A 16,203-nucleotide genomic window follows, 5' to 3' on the forward strand; every position below is an offset into this window, starting at 1 on the left:
ATGGAATCGGGGAAATGCGATGCTGAAAAAAATCCTTAAATCATATGATTATTCATTGATAGCGGTCATTGCTGTTTTATCAATCTTCGGCTTGGTCATGGTATATAGCGCAAGCATGGCATTTGCGGTGCAAAGGTATGGTGTCGCCCCGGACCATTTTTTTCAAAAGCAAAAATTGTTTTTGATCGGGGCAGCGGTTATTTTTTCGTTTTTTGCCTTCTTTCCGTACAAAATCATGAGAAGCACTAGGCTGCTCGCCCCAATGGTTATGATGTCCCTTTTGGGCCTGGGCGGGATACTCATTTTCGGCAAGGTTGCAGGCAACGCCCAAAGCTGGTACCAAGTTGGAGGAGTAAGCATCCAGCCATCCGAGTTCGCGAAGCTCGCGGTCATCATTTACCTCTCGGCAGTTTACGCGAAAAAACAAAGTTATATAAATGAATTCAATAAAGGCGTTGTCCCTCCGCTCCTTTACCTTGTGTTCGTCTGCGCTCTTATTATGATTCAGCCGGATTATGGTACTGCAGGAATCATCATCCTGATTGCAATGGCGATTATCCTGTCCTCAGGGATGAATTGGAAAAACATCTTTAAGTTGATTGGCATTGGGGCGCTCGCCCTTATCGTCTTTTCCCTGGCCCTTCACGATAAGATATTTTCCGAAGAGAGGCTCCAGAGGGTTACCGTACTCGAGGATCCGTTCAAGGATGAACTGGATGAAGGTTTCCACTTATCCAATTCCCTTCTGTCAATCGGATCAGGGGGGATAACAGGCCTTGGATTGGGAAAAGGGGTCCAGAAGCTTGGCTATTTGCCTGAATCCCATACAGATTTCATAATCGCCGTCGTCGCGGAGGAGCTCGGGATTGTTGGAGTAGCATTTGTCCTTTTTTGCATCGGATTCATTGTCCTGAAAGGAATCTATATCGGGATGAAATGCAAAGACCCGTTTGGCAGCCTCCTTGCACTGGGAATTTCAAGTATGATTGGAATCCAGTCGGCCATTAACCTTGCGGGCGTTTCCGGTATGATTCCGCTGACAGGGGTTCCACTCCCGTTCGTCAGTTATGGAGGCTCATCCATCATCCAGTTGGCGATTGCGTCGGGAATTCTTGTAAATGTTTCGATGTTTGCCAATTACGAAAGGAAATTCAAGGCAAAGCAGGCCCAAAACCCTCCTGCTCCCGCCATGAGTGAACCAATCAGGGCCAGAAGGTAGCCGCCGGACCTAATAAATTATCGCCCTCTGTAATAAGCAAACTAAAAAGGATGCCTCCAACGCGTGGTGGCATCCTTTTTTTATTGGCGTTTGCTCCGGTAAACAAGCAGGATAAAGTAGCTGAACATCCCGAAAAGGCAGGTGATGAAAAACGCATGGGCAAGTGCGATGTAAAGATTCAATCTTGTAAATATAACCAGCGCGCCGGCGATTACCTGGAGGCTCACAAGGATAAGGGAAATGATCCAACCCCAATAAATCACTTTCTGGTTCCTGTAATTCCGCGCCGCTAGCCAAGCGATATACGCCACCCAAATAAAAATGATCCCAGCCGCCGCCCGGTGGCCCATTTGCACCCATTCATAAATATTGTCTGGCAGGCTAAAGCCGCTGTTGTTGCACAAAGGCCATTCAGGGCATACGAGGCTGGCGTTCATGTGCCTGACAAGGGCGCCAGTATAAATGACGGCATAGCTATAGATGGTCACCCAGATAATATGGAACCTCATTCTCTTATCAATTACGAGATTTTCCGCATCAAATTTCTTATCCACTTCAAAAATAAGCAGCGTCAAAAGGAATACGGATGCGAACGAGATTAAAGAAATACCGAAATGAAGCGCAAGGACAAAATCGGATTGTCCCCAAACAACCGCTGCCGCTCCAATCAAAGCTTGAAGCATGAGAAACGCGAAAGAAAGGATTGCCAGGAATTTGGTTTCCCTGATATGGCCGATGGCACGCCATGCCCAAACAGAAAGGCCCAATACCATCAAGCCTACTGTTCCTGAAACGAGGCGATGGGCAAGTTCAATGATTAATTCAGGGGTAACATCGCCAGGCAAAAATTCTCCGTTGCATAACGGCCATGATCTTCCGCAGCCCATTCCTGAATCCGTTTTTGTAACGAGTGCGCCTCCGAGTAATATAAATACCATTCCAATTGTTGTAGCAACTGCAAACCACTTTAACGAGCGCCGCAAAAGATTCACCTTCTTAAAGTTCAATAATTTGTCATAAAAACTAGTTGTCAGTATAATAAATGGGAGTTGAGGGAAAGGTCCCCATACATAATAGCCAAGTAAAGGAGAAAAGACCAGGGACATGCATGTTTCAAAGCCTCGACTATGAGGCCTCAATAAATTGACAATCCATGAACGGATATGACATGGCCTAACTATTGGCCGCCTCATATCCAATTCAATTAATGCGGGAATTTTCTTTCAATAATTTTGATTTAACCCATTATTATAGTGGAATATAAAAATATTGCCTAAATATAGTATCTTCTCGCAACTATTAGGGAGTGCGGCACCTATATTCATTTTTCCGGTAAAAAAAGGAGCAAACGCCGTCCTTTCCATTGTAACTGATTTAACCTGATGCGGAAACTAAAAATCGTTCAGGTACAAAGAGATGTTGTCATAAATTTGTTGAATTAAATTCGAAAAAAGTTCACAAAAAAGGGATGAAGTGTGATTTAATATACAGAGAAAGCAATTACCTTTTTCTTATATAATTAACATTATTCTGATAGTGTAAAATAGAACAACCCTATACAGAGAGATACATCACCGACTACCCCTATGGAGGAATTGTCATTTCCGGCGATTCCGGTCCACTGGGCAGACAGGGAGGAATTAGGATGTCCAATCCAAAGGCGTACAGCGAAGCATCGGTAAACGATGGAATTGGAACAATTGGCCTGGAAAAATCAACGGCCTGGAAAGACTTTTTTGCTCTAATAAAAATTGGCATTGTCAATTCGAATTTAATCACTGCATTTACGGGGCTCTGGCTTGCCCTTCATTTTTCAGGCATGCGTTTCCTCGACAACCTGGATATCGTATTTTTCACGCTTGCCGGGTCAGCGCTTATTATTGCTGGTTCCTGCAGCATAAATAATTATTATGACCGGGATATTGACCCGTATATGGAACGGACGAAGGGACGGCCAACCGTAAACGGCAAGGTTCAGCCTGTCATTGCCCTTGGACTTGGGCTCGCTCTAATCCTTATTGGAACCATGTTTTTATTCCTGACTACCACAACAGCGGCAGTGATTGGCATCATTGGCGTTTTCAGCTATGTTGTCCTCTATACAATGTGGTCTAAACGGCTTTATGTATCCAATACAATCGTTGGAAGCATCTCTGGTGCCGTCCCTCCGCTTATCGGGTGGGCCGCGGTGGATCCTGGCCTCGGGCCAATGGCCTGGGCGCTATTCGCTTTAATGTTCGCATGGCAGCCCCCGCACTTTTACGCTCTTGCGATGAGGCGTGTGGAAGAATATAGGGCAGCTGGCATTCCTATGCTTCCAGTTGTGAAAGGCTTTCAGGTAACAAAGCACCATATCGTGATTTGGGTGGCGCTATTGCTCCCAATCCCTTTTTTCCTCGGTTCACTCGGGATCCCATTCCTGATTCTGGCTACCCTGCTGAACTTAGGCTGGCTGGCATTGGGGATTTATGGATATAAAATCAAAGATGATATTAAATGGGCGAAACTGATGTTTGTCTATTCGCTTCAGTACATGACGATTATGTTTGTGGCTATGGTCATTTTCTCAGTCATCTAGTTTTCCCCATAGGGGCTTCCTGCCCAGCAGGAAGGCGGATCCGCCCACACATTAAGACTTTAATTGAAAGAGGGGTTAGATTAAGCTATGAAAAGGCTTGCAAAATGGCGCTTGTTCCCGTTGTTATCGGCCGTGGCGCTCATTCTCTCCGGCTGTGGAGAACCTTATCTATCAGCACTGAGGCCCGCTGGCGAAGTTGCTGAAAGGCAATATTGGCTAATGAAGCTAAGCACCGGGATTATGGTTGTGGTTATCCTGGTAGTAACAATTATCTTCCTTATAGTCCTGTTTAAATTCCGTCGCAAACATGACGGGGAAATTCCTAAACAGGTCGAAGGAAACCACACAATGGAAATTATCTGGACAGTCATACCTATTGTTTTGCTGTTGATCCTAGCTGTACCAACTGTCGCCGAGACGTTTCATCTCGCTGACGTAAAGCCAATGGATAAGAAAAACAAGGATGGCACAAGGGACGCGCTTGTTGTCAATGTCCGTGCCAGCCTTTACTGGTGGGAATTCGAATACCCGGATCAAAAAATTGTGACAAGCCAGGAACTGGTTGTCCCAACGGATGAAAAAGTATATTTCAACCTTAAGGGATCCGATGTTAAACATTCTTTCTGGATTCCGGCCGCCGGTGGAAAGATGGATACGAATACCGATACGTTAAACAAGATGTGGCTCGTATTTGACAGCAAGAAAGCGGAAGAAGCGGGCGACCTTTTCTATGGTAAGTGCGCCGAGCTATGCGGCCCATCCCACGCGTTTATGGATTTCAAGGTGAAGGCGCTCCCACGTGCTGAGTTTGACAAGTGGGTTGCTTCCATGCAAGACGTCAAGGAGCCGGTCAAGGCGGAAACCGCCGACGCGCAGGCAGGGCAGGAAATCTTCAATAAAAGCTGTATCGGCTGCCACGCAGTAACACCTGCCAATACGACTCCTGAAGCCGCAAGGAAAGGCCCGAACCTGACCAATTTTGGCGACCGTACACGTGTCGCGGGCATTTTGGAACATGATGAAGAAAACTTGAAGAACTGGATTAAAGACCCTGAAAAATATAAGCCAGGAAACCTGATGTCCGGTGCTTATGGAGAACTTGAGCCCGAACAGCTCGACCAGCTTGCTGCTTATTTGATGGGATTGAAAGTCCAGGATTAACCTGGGATTGTTGAAAGGGAGGTAAAACTGTGAGTACCTACGCTCAAAAAAGGGGATTCGGCGCAGTTTTATGGGATTATTTAACGACTGTCGACCATAAAAAAATTGCAATCCTTTACTTAATCGCAGGCGGATTTTTCTTTCTCGTCGGCGGTTTGGAAGCGATGTTCATCCGCATCCAGCTAATTCGCCCCGACAATAACTTTGTATCGGCGGGAGCATTTAACGAAATTATCACAATGCACGGAACGACGATGATTTTCCTCGCGGCGATGCCGTTGCTATTTGCTTTTATGAACGCCGTGGTGCCTCTGCAGATTGGAGCGCGTGACGTCGCGTTTCCATTCGTGAACGCACTTGGCTTCTGGCTGTTCTTTTTTGGAGGTCTTTTCCTCAACCTATCCTGGTTTCTCGACAACGCACCGGATGCGGGCTGGACTTCTTACGCATCACTGGCGACACACAGTAAGGGACACGGGATTGACTTCTATGTGCTGGGATTGCAAATTTCCGGTTTTGGTACGCTGATGGCGGGAATTAACTTCCTTGTAACTATTATTAACATGCGCGCCCCAGGAATGACCTACATGAGGATGCCGCTGTTTACCTGGTCTACATTTGTAGCTTCCGCTCTTATTCTGTTCGCTTTCCCACCGCTTACAGTAGGTTTGACATTGATGATGTTTGACCGGATGTTCGGCGCTAACTTCTTTGATGTTGCAAATGGCGGAAATACTGTTATATGGGAGCATTTATTCTGGATCTTCGGGCACCCTGAAGTTTACATCCTGGTTCTTCCGGCATTCGGTATTTTCTCGGAAATCTTCAGTATTTTCTCGAGAAAGCGCCTATTTGGTTATTCGTCAATGGTATTCGCAACCGTTCTGATTGGTTTCCTCGGGTTCATGGTTTGGGCCCACCATATGTTTACAACTGGACTTGGTCCGGTCGCAAACGCTATTTTCGCTGTTGCTACAATGGCTATCGCTGTACCGACAGGAATCAAAATTTTCAACTGGCTGTTTACGATGTGGGGAGGAAGCATTAAGTTTACGACGCCTATGTACTGGGCTGTCGCATTCATTCCTTCGTTCGTTATGGGGGGCGTCACCGGCATCATGCTGGCGTCAGCAGCCCAGGATTACCAGTACCATGATACTTATTTCGTTGTAGCCCACTTCCACTATGTAATCGTCGGCGGCGTTGTGTTTGCCCTTATTGCCGGGACGCATCTATGGTGGCCGAAGATGTTTGGGACAATGCTCAACGAAACAATGGGTAAAATTACATTCTGGCTATTCTTTATCGGTTTCCATTTAACATTCTTTATCCAGCACTTCCTTGGACTGATGGGAATGCCGCGCCGGATCTTTACGTTCCTGCCGAACCAGGGGCTTGAAACGGGGAACTTGGTAAGTTCGATAGGGGCGTTCTTTATGGCGGCTGGGGTTATCGTAATGCTTTATAACATAGTTGCCACACAAGTCAGGAATGAGCGCATTGGAAATGATCCTTGGGAGGACGGAAGGACCCTCGAATGGTCAATTTCTTCTCCGGCTCCATTCTATAACTTTAAGCAGCTTCCGCTTGTCCGCGGCCTAGATGCATTATGGCTGGAAAAAATGGAAGGCAAAAAAGGCATGATGCCGGCCGAACCGCTTGGCGACATTCATATGCCGAATTCATCCTTTGTGCCGGTTGTCATGTCGTTCGGGTTCTTCGTTGCCGCTTTCGGCGCTCTTTACCGCCCGGACGGGTATGCGTGGGCGCTTCCTGTATTGATTATCGGGCTTCTGATTTCCTTTGGCGCAATGATTTTCCGTTCCGTCAAGGACGACCATGGATTCCATATCCATAAGGAAGACCTGATCGATAAAAATGACAAGGGGGTTGAGGCATAATGCAAACTGAAGAAAAATTGACGTTTGAAACTTGGCCTGCCCTCCCTGAAAAAGCAACGCTTGAAGGTAAAAATAAGTTTTTGGGTTTTTGGCTTTTCCTTGGCGGCGAAACGGTTCTGTTCGCTTCCCTGTTTGCGACCTATCTTGCCTTGAAAGACAAGGTGCCAGATGATACCCATCATCTGGCGGCGGAAATTTTCGATCTTCCGCTGACTTTTGTCGCGACCATGCTCCTGTTGACAAGCTCGCTCACAAGCGTGTATGCGATGTATCATATGAAAAACTTTGCTTTCAACAAGATGATGCTTTGGCTCGGCGTGACAGTTGCCCTTGGCCTTGGCTTCCTTGGCCTTGAAATCTATGAATTCAACCACTATGTCCATGAATACGGACATACATTTACAAGTTCCGCTTTTGGATCCGCGTTCTATTCACTCGTTGGATTCCACGGTGCACACGTTGTTTTCGGCCTTGTATGGATAACTACATTAATGATCCGCAACGCGAAGCGAGGGCTTAGCCTTTACAACGCGCCTAAGTTTTACCTAGCGAGTCTGTACTGGCACTTCATCGACGTTGTATGGGTATTCATCTTTACAGTAGTTTATTTAATGGGAATGGTGGGATAAACTGATGGCGAATCAAAATTTGAACTCAGGGAACCCAAGAATCGACCTTGCCTACAGGAAGCGTAAAAGCAAAGAGGAGATGCGTTATCAGATCATCTCCTTCTCAATGATGCTGTTTTTAACGTTCATTGCTTTTGCTGCTGTAGGAATGGGGAGTTTCTCCAGCTGGTTTACTATTCCCCTGATTTTGCTTCTTGCCGCGGTGCAAGTAGTTTTCCAGCTGTATTATTTCATGCATATGAGCCATAAAGGACATGAAGCGCCTGCTTTGTTCCTGTATACAGGCCTCTTGATCGGCCTCATTACAATCCTGGCCTTCATGACAATCATTTGGTGGTAAAAAGAAAAGCGCAAGCGCCCTGCGCTGTAGCTAGACAAAGAAAAGCGCAAACGCCCGTTTAGCGCAGTGGCAGGGCAAAATGATAAATCCTAATTTTAGACTGGAAAATCGGCTTGAGGCCGATTTTCTTTTTATGGACCGACATACTAAGGGAATTGCTTCCTTTGCTATCCGATATTCCATTGGCTATAATTTAAGTGGAACAAACTTTTAAGAGGTGATGATGCGGTGCTTACACTAGACATTTTTGGATTTCAAGCACTATGGAGCCCGTACTTTTTACTATCAATTGTGGTTTTGACCGTGGCCTATTTTCTACTCACTGTAAACTTTAGGGGGCGTTTCACGGAAAGTGAACCATTAACAGCCAAACAGGCATCCTACTTTGTCACCGCAATGATTTTGATTTATGCCATTAAAGGGTCTCCCCTTGACTTGATGGGGCACATAACTTTATGGGCGCACATGATCCAAATGGCATCCTTGTACCTGATCGTACCGCCTCTATTGGTAATGGGAATTCCGCCATGGCTTTGGAGGGCGGTGCTGGGGGTGCCAGTTGTCAGCACAATCTTCTCATTTATGACGAAGCCATTGATTGCGTTGGTTCTATTTAACGGTTTGTTTTCCATTTACCATATCCCATTGGTTTTTGATACGGTGAAGCAATCCATGCTCCTGCATGCGGGTTATACAGGTATGCTGTTCTTCCTGGCAATCATAATGTGGTGGCCGATTGTCGCCGTTTTGCCGGACCATCAGTCGTTAAGCGGGCTGAAAAAAGTCGGTTACATCTTTGCCGACGGGATATTAATCACGCCTGCCTGCGCGCTGATAATCTTTTCGAATAGTCCGCTATACGCCACATTTTCCGATCCCGTGCTCTGGGCAAAGTCGATGGAACTTTGTGTCTCACCAACACTGCTTGCCGGGCTTGATTTGAGCGGGCCGGAAATGTTCAGTTCAATGAGCCTTCTCGAAGACCAGAGGCTAGGCGGTGTCGTTATGAAAATAATCCAGGAAGTTGTTTATGCTGTATTCTTAGGAAAAGTATTTTTTGAGTGGTACCGGAAGGAGCAAACAGGGATTGATCCCGAGCCCGAACCGATCGTAGCTGAGTAAAGTCCCCTAGTAGGGGGCTTTTCGTTTGCATGGGAGCGGAAAGACGGTCAACGGGTTTGAAAATTGGAAACAACTCGTCTAAAATTATTATAGAATAAATGATTGTGAGGATTTAACCATGGATCATACTTTACCGATTTTGCCTACCATCAGTACCTCTTTTATTGTCATTAGTGCCATCCTTGTCGCCGTCGGATGGTACCAGATTGCAAAAAGGAAGGTAGAGGCCCATAAACGGACCATGTTGTTCGCTGGGGCAGCAGCCTTAACCTTTTTCATCATTTACGCATCGCGGACGATTTTCATTGGAAACACCTCTTTCGGCGGGCCGGACAACCTTAAAATTTTTTATACGGTTTTCCTGATTTTCCATATTACGCTGGCAACGCTGGGCGGCATTATGGGACTTGTAAACATATACACAGGCCTTAAAGATAAACTTGGCATACACAGGAAACTCGGGCCAGCAACCAGCATCATCTGGTTTGGCACAGCCGTAACCGGAGTAACAGTATACTTGCTGCTCTATGTCTTTTACAAGGGCGGGGAAACTACTTCGGTCATTAAGGCTATCTTGGGCTCATAAACTGGATATGTTAAAATAAGGACAGGCAGCCAATCGGCTGCCTGTTTCCTATTTATATTTTGTAATTAAATTTCAAAATGCCCGCTTCCCTGGCTGAACTTATTGCCACAACGAGGATTGGGCCAAGCACAATCCCTGTCAGGCCTAAAATTTTGAATCCCAGGTACATCGCGGCCAAAGTCAGCAATGGGGAAAGGCGGAAATGGGAGCCGAGCATTTTCGGCTCAAGGTAATGCCGTGTTGTAATCAGTACGGCGGCGAGAGCTGACAGCTCGATTGCTAGCAGTGTGTTTCCCATTAATGCAGCAAAAATTGCCCATGGACCAAGCACGATAATGGATCCGATTATTGGAATAAAATCGAAAAGCCAAATAATGAAAGCGGCAAAAACAGCCGCCTCCGGGACAATCAAATAAAGCCCGAGCAAGGAAATCGCGAATATTAGTATACTGACCAGCAGCTGGGCTTTCAAAAAGCCGAGAATAATATAGGATAGCCTCGAAAACATAAGATTGACTTTTTCCGCGGTCCGCTCGGATAAATGCTTGTGGAGGCCAAGCCTCAGCCTTGGAATGTCAATCATAAACAGGAACAACGCGACCAGGTAAACAAGGAACGATATCAGGAGATTAGGGACGTTTGTCAGCAGAGCCCTGATGTTCCCGATATTTACATAGGCTAAGAGGACATTTTTGATGGTGTCGATAAATTTATCAAGCTGCCCTGTAAGCTGAATGACGATTGCATCAGGCAAGTCCTTCGCGGCTCGGGCAATCGCTTGCTTGGCCTCAAACCAAAAGGCAGACAGCTTATTGACGAATACTGGCATATGGTTGACAGCAATAATGGCTTCTGTTATTGCTTTTGTCGCCACATAGTAACCGACCGAAGCGGCGATAAGGACGAAAAGCGAAAACACTGCAAGAACAGATTGATTGCGTTTCAGTTTAAGCTTAACACCCGCGAGGCGGACAGCAGGTTCAAGCAGGATGGCAGTAATGAGCGCCATAATCAGCGGAATGGAGACCGGCAGAATGAAATATAGTGCAATGGCAGCAGCAGCAATGCCGACGAGCCAAGCAATTCTCTTTTTTGAAAAATAAGCAGTCAATGGTTTATACCTACCTTATGTTATATGAATGCCTGTTCTTTTCATTATAGCTTTAAAGATGGAAATCGAACAATCCTGGATTTTTTAAAAAAGATATATTGGCAATAAAAAAGGCGCATATACCGATGCGCCTTAACACTTGAAGTATTAACTTTTGCCCGCAAAAATGATGCTGCAATTTACTCCGCGAATGCTGAAATCTCTTCCTTTAACCCATCTAGCAAATTCTTGCACTGGTTCACGAGGGAAGCGGGGAAGTTCTCACCTTCTCCGTATTCAACCCCGTGCGGGTAATAATGCTTGCCAAGAAGCGGGGTAAGTAGCTGGATGATGGCTCTCCCGGAGTCGACATCGCCTTCAACCGCATATCCCCGAACCCTTAAATAGAAAGTTCCGTCCTTTAATTCAAACTTTTTATCAAAAGTAACTCGTTCATAATCCCACTGTCCTTCACGGACGAGGCCATGGCTGAGCATTACTTCATCAAGCCTTCCCAATTCCGCTTTCAGGTTTTCAATACCGGTATTTTCAAACTTCATTTTAGTTATCCCCCTTTAAAAACATGCCCGCAACTATATTATCTGGCAATTAAGTTCATTTTTATAATAGTGTAAATGCCCGCAATATGCAATGAATTCACATGGAAGAACCATCCTTAATGGAATAATGGGGCAGACTTGGGTAAAAGATAAAGGCGCGGGGCATTGAATCAACCAATCATTCATTAACGGGAGGATTAAGTGATGGAAAAAGTCGGCGATATCATGACAGAAAATGTGGAAACTTGCTCAATACTCGACAACATGTATGAAGTTGCTGTTAAAATGAAGGAGCTGAATGTGGGAGCGATTCCAGTCGTGGATGACGGGAAACTAGTCGGAATTATTACCGACAGGGATATTGTTGTCAGGGGGACTGCTGAAAAGCATCCTGGTTCAACAAGGGTGGAGGATATCATGACTGAGAAACTTCATACTATTTCTCGGGATGCCACCACAAATGAGGCTGCGAGGATGATGGCCAGACATCAAATCCGCCGGCTGCCAGTAGTTGATGGAGACAAGTTGCTGGGAATCGTGTCACTAGGTGATTTCGCCGTAAGGGAAATGACCGACGATCAAGCAAAAGGGGCCTTGTCAGAAATATCCGAAACAAACTATAACGGGGTCCAGCATTAGGAAAAAGGCGCCATCAGGCGCCTTTTTCCTTTGATCGTGGAAGACCAGTGGCTACATATTGATAGCCTTGCGCGAATTTGTTAAGAATTTGTTATAATTATATAGTCGGCTATTACCTTTGCCGCCGCTGATGATATAATTATTTTTGCCTATACATATAGTATTGTAGACAATCTGGGAAGGGGGGACGGTCCTGAAGGCGCTTTTACGGATACTTATACTATCGACTGTCTTTCTGACAATTGGATTTTATGTTAGCCAAAACGATTCAGACTATAAAGATTCACTTATTAGGGAAGAACCGGTTCCCGCCCCTGAGCAGCCAGCACACCCTAAACAAAGGGGGACAGCAGGATACGAGATTCCCGAGCGGCCCGAAGAAGGATTGTCCGTCCTGATTGGAAAAAATGTCGCCGAGGTGGAGAAAGTACTCGGAAAGCCACAAAGGATCGACAAGTCCAGTTATGATTATGATTGGTATATCTATAACTTGTTTCTTGATAAATATGTACAGGTAGGAATCCTGGATAATAAGGCGGTCACCATTTATGCAATCGGTCGGGACGTAAACGTCGAACCTTTTAAAATCGGAAAACCGCTGGAAGAAATCTTCACCACCTTTGCCATCCAGACGAATATAACGATTGATTATGAAGGGAATGCGTATCGGCTTGAGTTGAACGATACAGATGTTAATACGATGCCCCTCATACAGCTTGGGGATATCTATGCTCAGCTTTATATCGATAAATTTACAGGAATCCTGTCCAGCGTCCGCTTCATTGATGCCGAAACACTTATCAAGATGAGGCCCTATGAAGTGGCTTACAGGGGAACCCTTATCGAAGCCAGGGAACTTGGAGAGGAAGAATGGCAGGAAGTGGAGATGGGGGCGGAAAAGCAAATTTTTGATTTGACAAATGTGCTTCGGGTCCGCCACGGACTCGAAACAGTAAAGTGGGATGAAAAAACCGCTGAGGCGGCTTATGGACATAGCCTTGATATGTTTGAGACGAATACGTTTTCCCATGAATCGGAAAAGTACGGGGATTTATCCGACCGACTTAAAAAGGCAAGGGTGGTCTACCAATCGGCCGGCGAAAATATTGCAGCGAATTATGGTGATGCACCCGCCGTCGTAGAGGGTTGGCTGAACAGCAAGGGCCATCGTGAGGCACTCCTGAATAAGGATTTTACACATCTTGGAGTTGGTGTTTACCGCAAGTATTATACACAGAATTTCATCCAGAAGTGGCTTGAATAATGAAAGGAGGGTGGCCTATGCCACCCTCCTTTTCAGCTTTTTTCAACGATCTCAACCCTGTTCGCATGGAACCAGTTTTTTTCCCAGCAGCCGTAAATCCGGACGGTTTGGCCCGCATGATAGCCCTTAATTGCCACGCCTTTCGTTAAAGGGGTGATGATTTTGGCCTTTACTTGCCTTCCTTCTGTCCTGACAGCCAATTCCTGGACAAAAATATATCGGTGGTAATAGAAGCGCTGCTTTTCCTCAATGACTGATAGCACTTCTCCAAAAACGATAGCTTCCTCTTCCGCTGTTGCAGTTTGGAGCCATTTTTTCTCGTTCTCCTTGGCCTCCTTCAAGGTGAGCCATAGGAAGTAGAAACAGATAATTGGAATAAGGATGGCGGTAACCATATATGAATCACTCTCCGCTGCTTACCTTCTTTTCTACAATAAAGAAGCTTCCTGTCGCCTGCGCGGCTTTTTTGCCATCTGCCCGAAAAATCTCCGCGCTTACAACCATCGTATTTTTTCCCTGATGGGCGATTTCCGCGCGGCAGCGAAGAGTATCGCCAATACCGGGAGCCAGGTAATGGATATTCAATTGGGATGTAACCGCCCCATAGCCTTCCGGGGCGAGCATGTTTGCAAGGGTCCCCATTGCCGAATCGGCCAAAGTGGCTGTAATGCCGCCATGGACGATTCCCAATGAATTGTACAGAACAGGATTGATGGGTATCGTCATTTCCCAAATCGAATCATCTGGGTTTTTTTTATATTGGAGAATTCCTCCGATATAGGTGGTGGATTTTCCCTCCAGCTTGTTATTCATTCCCTTGAGGACGTGGGCCATTGCCTTAAGTCCGGTTTCGTCCGCTTTGTCCATATAATCCTTCAAAAGCTGTTCCAATTTTTTTTTCAAGTCGTTCTCTCCTTTTCTCCCTAAATAGTACCATTTTGAATGCTGTTTTTATAGTTTTTAGAATTGGCCTTTCACCCATTCACATTCGCCTACATATCGTATTATAGGCATGCAAAAAAGGGAGGGGATGCGCCAATGGCAGAGGATAAGCTGCATCCTTCTGTGGGCAGGTTTAAGGAATTTGTTTCGAACAATCCTCATATTGTAAAGGAAGTGCGGGAAGGAAAAGCTACATGGCAGCAGCTGTATGAGGAGTGGTACCTGCTGGGAGAAGATGATCCGCGCTGGAATGGCCAATCTGAAACAGGGAAAACCGTCCCTGCAGAAGCAAAAGAAGCGGGAGGCAAATCCGACTTGATGAAGAATTTATTGAATATGGCAAAAAAGATGGACGCTGCCCAGCTGCAGGGGCACCTTTACAATCTTAGCCAGGCACTTGGGGCTATTCAAGGCTTGATTGGCCAGTTTCAAAGCAGCCCGCCGCCTCAGGCACAGCATCGGGAAATGGTTCCGCCTCAGCCCTTTCCTTACCGCAAGGATTGAGAGGAGGTAATACGATGAGAGCGGAAGTGATGGAATATATCAGCGGACGGAAGGATTTGAAACAATTCCTCCGGGAGCAGCCGGTCTGGTATCGGAAGTTATCGAGGAACCCAAATGACCTTGAGGCATTCGAAACAGCTTCTTTATATTTCTTCGAAAAAACAATCCCGCACAGGGTGGCAAAGTTTTCAAACGGTGTCCAGATGGCTTCAATGATGTTCCAAATGCTCCAAAGCATGAAAAGCTCGAACCAGGGAGGCTAAGAAACCCTCTTGGTTCTTTTAAGGAATACTAGGTTTTTTCAGAAAGATTTCACCTTTTTACTGTCTACGTGGTAAAATGGCAGTGGAGGTGGGCGAAGTTGCTAGCGACTACTGAGAGAATTGAATTGCTCGAATATGCCGAGCAGCTGGGCAGGATGGTTATCGAATCCGATGTTGCCGAGCAGTATCGGCGTTGTCTATATAAATTACGTACAAGCAGGGAATCTCAAAGGAAGATTTCCCGATTCGTCAAATTGAAGGACCAGTATGAGGAGGTACAGCGTTTCGGCAAATACCATCCGGATTACAAGTCAATCATGATTCAAGTCAGGGAAGCAAAACGGGATATGGATCTTGATGACAGGGTAGCGGAGTTCAAACGTGCGGAAACCGACCTGCAGTCCCTGCTTGACGAGATCAGCGTCATGGTCGGTGCATCCGTTTCAAAACATATTAAAGTCCCGACCGGGAATCCGTTTTTCGATACGGGATCAAGCTGTGGAGGCGGCTGCGGTTCCGGTGGGAGCTGCGGATGCTCTGCGTAAGGATTGTGAAACACAATAGAAGAGGCCCGCATCCGCAGGCCTTTTTTGTTTTGTCACTATTTTATTTGTTGATTTCCTCTCCACAAGGAAAGCCCCGTGAATAGTTTTAAAATCTGTCATGTTGGAATCGGACACAGTCAACACACAAATTCCCGCAGCAAAACATTTTTCGCTGCGGAACAAAAAATCGGTGGCGAAAGACGTAGTAATTCCCGCCACGCCTCACAAACACGGTCTCGCTGCTTAGCCTTTTCCCTTTCATCGCTTCCGCCGAACACACTCGAATCCCTGCTTCAATCGCATCGAGAGTTCCGTTTTTATCAACAGTAATGAACAGGAACGGAATCCCGGCGATTTTTCTCATTTCAATATTAGCCACACCACGGATTTCCGATGCTTTAACCATAAAGATATCCCAAATTATATCGAGGTCCATTTCCAGAGCTCCTCTCAAAAGTTCCAGATTCCTTCTATTATATTCGGGAGTTTTATCTATCTTGCCGAAAGCGTAATTGCCTTACCCCGTTTTAATATGCTAGACTTATAAGAAACACCGACAATGAAGGGGAAAATTTTATGTTTGGGCAAAGGCAAGGTTTGGTGGTTTGGCTTTATACGTTGAAGCAGGCCAAAATGCTGAGAAGGTTTGGAAACGTCCACTATATTTCCAAAAAGCTTAAATATGCTGTCATTTACTGCAATCAGAGTGAAATAGAAACAGTCATGGAGAAACTGCAGTCATACTCCTTTGTTAAAAAGGTTGAGCCATCTTATAAACCTTTTGTAAAAGTGGAATATGAAAATTCGTCACCTGATAAAGCAAAAGAATATGATTACAAAATGGGTATTTAAAGTGAACC

At 45.7% G+C, this 16,203-nt stretch carries 20 protein-coding genes; 14 read left to right on the forward strand and 6 right to left on the reverse strand.

The features are described 5' to 3' along the window. The first annotated feature begins 19 nt into the window (after positions 1 to 19). Positions 20 to 1,219, forward strand: a complete 1,200-nt coding sequence (locus DRW41_RS02435) for an FtsW/RodA/SpoVE family cell cycle protein (protein ID WP_115450363.1) — start codon at positions 20 to 22, stop codon at positions 1,217 to 1,219. An 80-nt stretch (positions 1,220 to 1,299) separates the two neighbouring features. Here the strand turns inward: DRW41_RS02435 and DRW41_RS02440 are convergent, their stop codons facing one another. Then, complete coding sequence (locus tag DRW41_RS02440; RefSeq protein WP_115450364.1) at positions 1,300 to 2,202, reverse strand: COX15/CtaA family protein; 903 nt, start codon at positions 2,200 to 2,202, stop codon at positions 1,300 to 1,302. A 662-nt stretch (positions 2,203 to 2,864) separates the two neighbouring features. Here DRW41_RS02440 and cyoE point away from each other — a divergent pair. The 7 genes from cyoE (at position 2,865) to DRW41_RS02475 (ending at position 9,536) form a co-directional block, all read left to right on the forward strand. Then, positions 2,865 to 3,797 carry a heme o synthase gene (gene cyoE / locus DRW41_RS02445; RefSeq protein WP_115450365.1) on the forward strand — a complete coding sequence of 311 codons (933 nt, stop codon included), beginning with the start codon at positions 2,865 to 2,867 and terminating at the stop codon, positions 3,795 to 3,797. An 87-nt stretch (positions 3,798 to 3,884) separates the two neighbouring features. Further along, positions 3,885 to 4,958 carry a cytochrome c oxidase subunit II gene (coxB, locus tag DRW41_RS02450; protein WP_115450366.1) on the forward strand — a complete coding sequence of 358 codons (1,074 nt, stop codon included), beginning with the start codon at positions 3,885 to 3,887 and terminating at the stop codon, positions 4,956 to 4,958. 29 nt (positions 4,959 to 4,987) lie between these two features. Further along, the gene (gene ctaD / locus DRW41_RS02455; RefSeq protein WP_115450367.1) at positions 4,988 to 6,859 is read left to right on the forward strand and encodes a cytochrome c oxidase subunit I; all 1,872 of its coding nucleotides are present in this window, start codon (positions 4,988 to 4,990) and stop codon (positions 6,857 to 6,859) included. Continuing rightward, the gene (locus DRW41_RS02460; RefSeq protein ID WP_115450368.1) at positions 6,859 to 7,488 is read left to right on the forward strand and encodes a cytochrome (ubi)quinol oxidase subunit III; all 630 of its coding nucleotides are present in this window, start codon (positions 6,859 to 6,861) and stop codon (positions 7,486 to 7,488) included. Before ctaD ends, DRW41_RS02460 begins: the two co-directional genes overlap by 1 nt. Before the next feature lie 4 nt (positions 7,489 to 7,492). Beyond that, complete coding sequence (gene ctaF, locus DRW41_RS02465; RefSeq protein WP_115450369.1) at positions 7,493 to 7,828, forward strand: cytochrome c oxidase subunit IVB; 336 nt, start codon at positions 7,493 to 7,495, stop codon at positions 7,826 to 7,828. Positions 7,829 to 8,056: 228 nt separating this feature from the next. Next, positions 8,057 to 8,950 carry a cytochrome c oxidase assembly factor CtaG gene (gene ctaG, locus DRW41_RS02470; protein WP_115450370.1) on the forward strand — a complete coding sequence of 298 codons (894 nt, stop codon included), beginning with the start codon at positions 8,057 to 8,059 and terminating at the stop codon, positions 8,948 to 8,950. A 118-nt stretch (positions 8,951 to 9,068) separates the two neighbouring features. Further along, positions 9,069 to 9,536, forward strand: coding sequence for a DUF420 domain-containing protein (locus DRW41_RS02475; protein ID WP_115450371.1), 468 nt, complete (start codon positions 9,069 to 9,071; stop codon positions 9,534 to 9,536). A 52-nt stretch (positions 9,537 to 9,588) separates the two neighbouring features. Here the strand turns inward: DRW41_RS02475 and ytvI are convergent, their stop codons facing one another. Beyond that, a complete protein-coding gene (ytvI, locus tag DRW41_RS02480; protein WP_115450372.1) occupies positions 9,589 to 10,647 on the reverse strand; it encodes a sporulation integral membrane protein YtvI in 1,059 nt (352 codons plus the stop codon). A gap of 179 nt (positions 10,648 to 10,826) precedes the next feature. Continuing rightward, a complete protein-coding gene (locus tag DRW41_RS02485) occupies positions 10,827 to 11,186 on the reverse strand; it encodes a YugN family protein (protein ID WP_115450373.1) in 360 nt (119 codons plus the stop codon). A gap of 204 nt (positions 11,187 to 11,390) precedes the next feature. Between DRW41_RS02485 and DRW41_RS02490 the strand changes: the two genes are divergently transcribed. Together DRW41_RS02490 and DRW41_RS02495 are read left to right on the forward strand one after the other, a co-directional pair. After that, entirely contained in the window at positions 11,391 to 11,825 is a 435-nt protein-coding gene (locus tag DRW41_RS02490) for a CBS domain-containing protein (protein WP_115450374.1), read from the forward strand. Positions 11,826 to 11,997: 172 nt separating this feature from the next. Next, entirely contained in the window at positions 11,998 to 13,089 is a 1,092-nt protein-coding gene (locus tag DRW41_RS02495; protein WP_439330847.1) for a CAP domain-containing protein, read from the forward strand. A gap of 32 nt (positions 13,090 to 13,121) precedes the next feature. On the opposite strand, the gene DRW41_RS02500 is transcribed toward DRW41_RS02495, so the two are convergent. Together DRW41_RS02500 and DRW41_RS02505 are read right to left on the reverse strand one after the other, a co-directional pair. Further along, complete coding sequence (locus DRW41_RS02500; RefSeq protein WP_115450376.1) at positions 13,122 to 13,484, reverse strand: hypothetical protein; 363 nt, start codon at positions 13,482 to 13,484, stop codon at positions 13,122 to 13,124. A 7-nt stretch (positions 13,485 to 13,491) separates the two neighbouring features. Next, positions 13,492 to 13,992 (reverse strand): PaaI family thioesterase, encoded by a 501-nt coding sequence (locus DRW41_RS02505; protein ID WP_181884386.1) that lies wholly within the window; start codon positions 13,990 to 13,992, stop codon positions 13,492 to 13,494. Between the two features lie 135 nt (positions 13,993 to 14,127). On the opposite strand from DRW41_RS02505, the gene DRW41_RS02510 reads away from it, so the two are divergent. The 3 genes from DRW41_RS02510 to DRW41_RS02520 all read left to right on the forward strand — a co-directional run bounded on the left by DRW41_RS02510 (position 14,128) and on the right by DRW41_RS02520 (position 15,343). After that, positions 14,128 to 14,535: a YlbD family protein gene (locus tag DRW41_RS02510; RefSeq protein WP_115450377.1), complete on the forward strand. Its 408-nt coding sequence runs from the start codon at positions 14,128 to 14,130 to the stop codon at positions 14,533 to 14,535. A 14-nt stretch (positions 14,536 to 14,549) separates the two neighbouring features. Further along, positions 14,550 to 14,798: a YlbE-like family protein gene (locus DRW41_RS02515; protein WP_115450378.1), complete on the forward strand. Its 249-nt coding sequence runs from the start codon at positions 14,550 to 14,552 to the stop codon at positions 14,796 to 14,798. A gap of 98 nt (positions 14,799 to 14,896) precedes the next feature. Beyond that, positions 14,897 to 15,343, forward strand: coding sequence for a YlbF/YmcA family competence regulator (locus DRW41_RS02520; RefSeq protein ID WP_115450379.1), 447 nt, complete (start codon positions 14,897 to 14,899; stop codon positions 15,341 to 15,343). A 106-nt stretch (positions 15,344 to 15,449) separates the two neighbouring features. Here DRW41_RS02520 and DRW41_RS02525 read toward each other — a convergent pair whose 3' ends face one another. Next, a complete protein-coding gene (locus DRW41_RS02525; protein ID WP_115450380.1) occupies positions 15,450 to 15,779 on the reverse strand; it encodes a hypothetical protein in 330 nt (109 codons plus the stop codon). A 140-nt stretch (positions 15,780 to 15,919) separates the two neighbouring features. Here DRW41_RS02525 and DRW41_RS02530 point away from each other — a divergent pair, with 140 nt between their 5' ends. After that, on the forward strand, positions 15,920 to 16,195 hold the full coding sequence (locus tag DRW41_RS02530) for a YlbG family protein (protein WP_115450381.1): 276 nt from the start codon (positions 15,920 to 15,922) through the stop codon (positions 16,193 to 16,195). Positions 16,196 to 16,203 lie beyond the last annotated feature (8 nt).

This window comes from Neobacillus piezotolerans, assembly GCF_003362805.1.
GTDB lineage: Bacteria > Bacillota > Bacilli > Bacillales > Cytobacillaceae > Bacillus_D > Bacillus_D piezotolerans.

Excerpts from the sequence above, each read along its gene's own strand:
- DRW41_RS02475 (WP_115450371.1), top strand. The coding sequence starts at position 9,069 with ATGGATCATACTTTACCGATTTTGCCTACCATCAGTACCTCTTTTATT.
- DRW41_RS02525 (WP_115450380.1), bottom strand. The coding sequence starts at position 15,779 with ATGGACCTCGATATAATTTGGGATATCTTTATGGTTAAAGCATCGGAA.
- DRW41_RS02530 (WP_115450381.1), top strand. The coding sequence starts at position 15,920 with ATGTTTGGGCAAAGGCAAGGTTTGGTGGTTTGGCTTTATACGTTGAAG.
- DRW41_RS02510 (WP_115450377.1), top strand. The coding sequence starts at position 14,128 with ATGGCAGAGGATAAGCTGCATCCTTCTGTGGGCAGGTTTAAGGAATTT.
- DRW41_RS02460 (WP_115450368.1), top strand. The coding sequence starts at position 6,859 with ATGCAAACTGAAGAAAAATTGACGTTTGAAACTTGGCCTGCCCTCCCT.
- DRW41_RS02515 (WP_115450378.1), top strand. The coding sequence starts at position 14,550 with ATGAGAGCGGAAGTGATGGAATATATCAGCGGACGGAAGGATTTGAAA.
- DRW41_RS02435 (WP_115450363.1), top strand. The coding sequence starts at position 20 with ATGCTGAAAAAAATCCTTAAATCATATGATTATTCATTGATAGCGGTC.
- DRW41_RS02485 (WP_115450373.1), bottom strand. The coding sequence starts at position 11,186 with ATGAAGTTTGAAAATACCGGTATTGAAAACCTGAAAGCGGAATTGGGA.
- DRW41_RS02500 (WP_115450376.1), bottom strand. The coding sequence starts at position 13,484 with ATGGTTACCGCCATCCTTATTCCAATTATCTGTTTCTACTTCCTATGG.
- ctaF (WP_115450369.1), top strand. The coding sequence starts at position 7,493 with ATGGCGAATCAAAATTTGAACTCAGGGAACCCAAGAATCGACCTTGCC.
- cyoE (WP_115450365.1), top strand. The coding sequence starts at position 2,865 with ATGTCCAATCCAAAGGCGTACAGCGAAGCATCGGTAAACGATGGAATT.
- DRW41_RS02490 (WP_115450374.1), top strand. The coding sequence starts at position 11,391 with ATGGAAAAAGTCGGCGATATCATGACAGAAAATGTGGAAACTTGCTCA.
- coxB (WP_115450366.1), top strand. The coding sequence starts at position 3,885 with ATGAAAAGGCTTGCAAAATGGCGCTTGTTCCCGTTGTTATCGGCCGTG.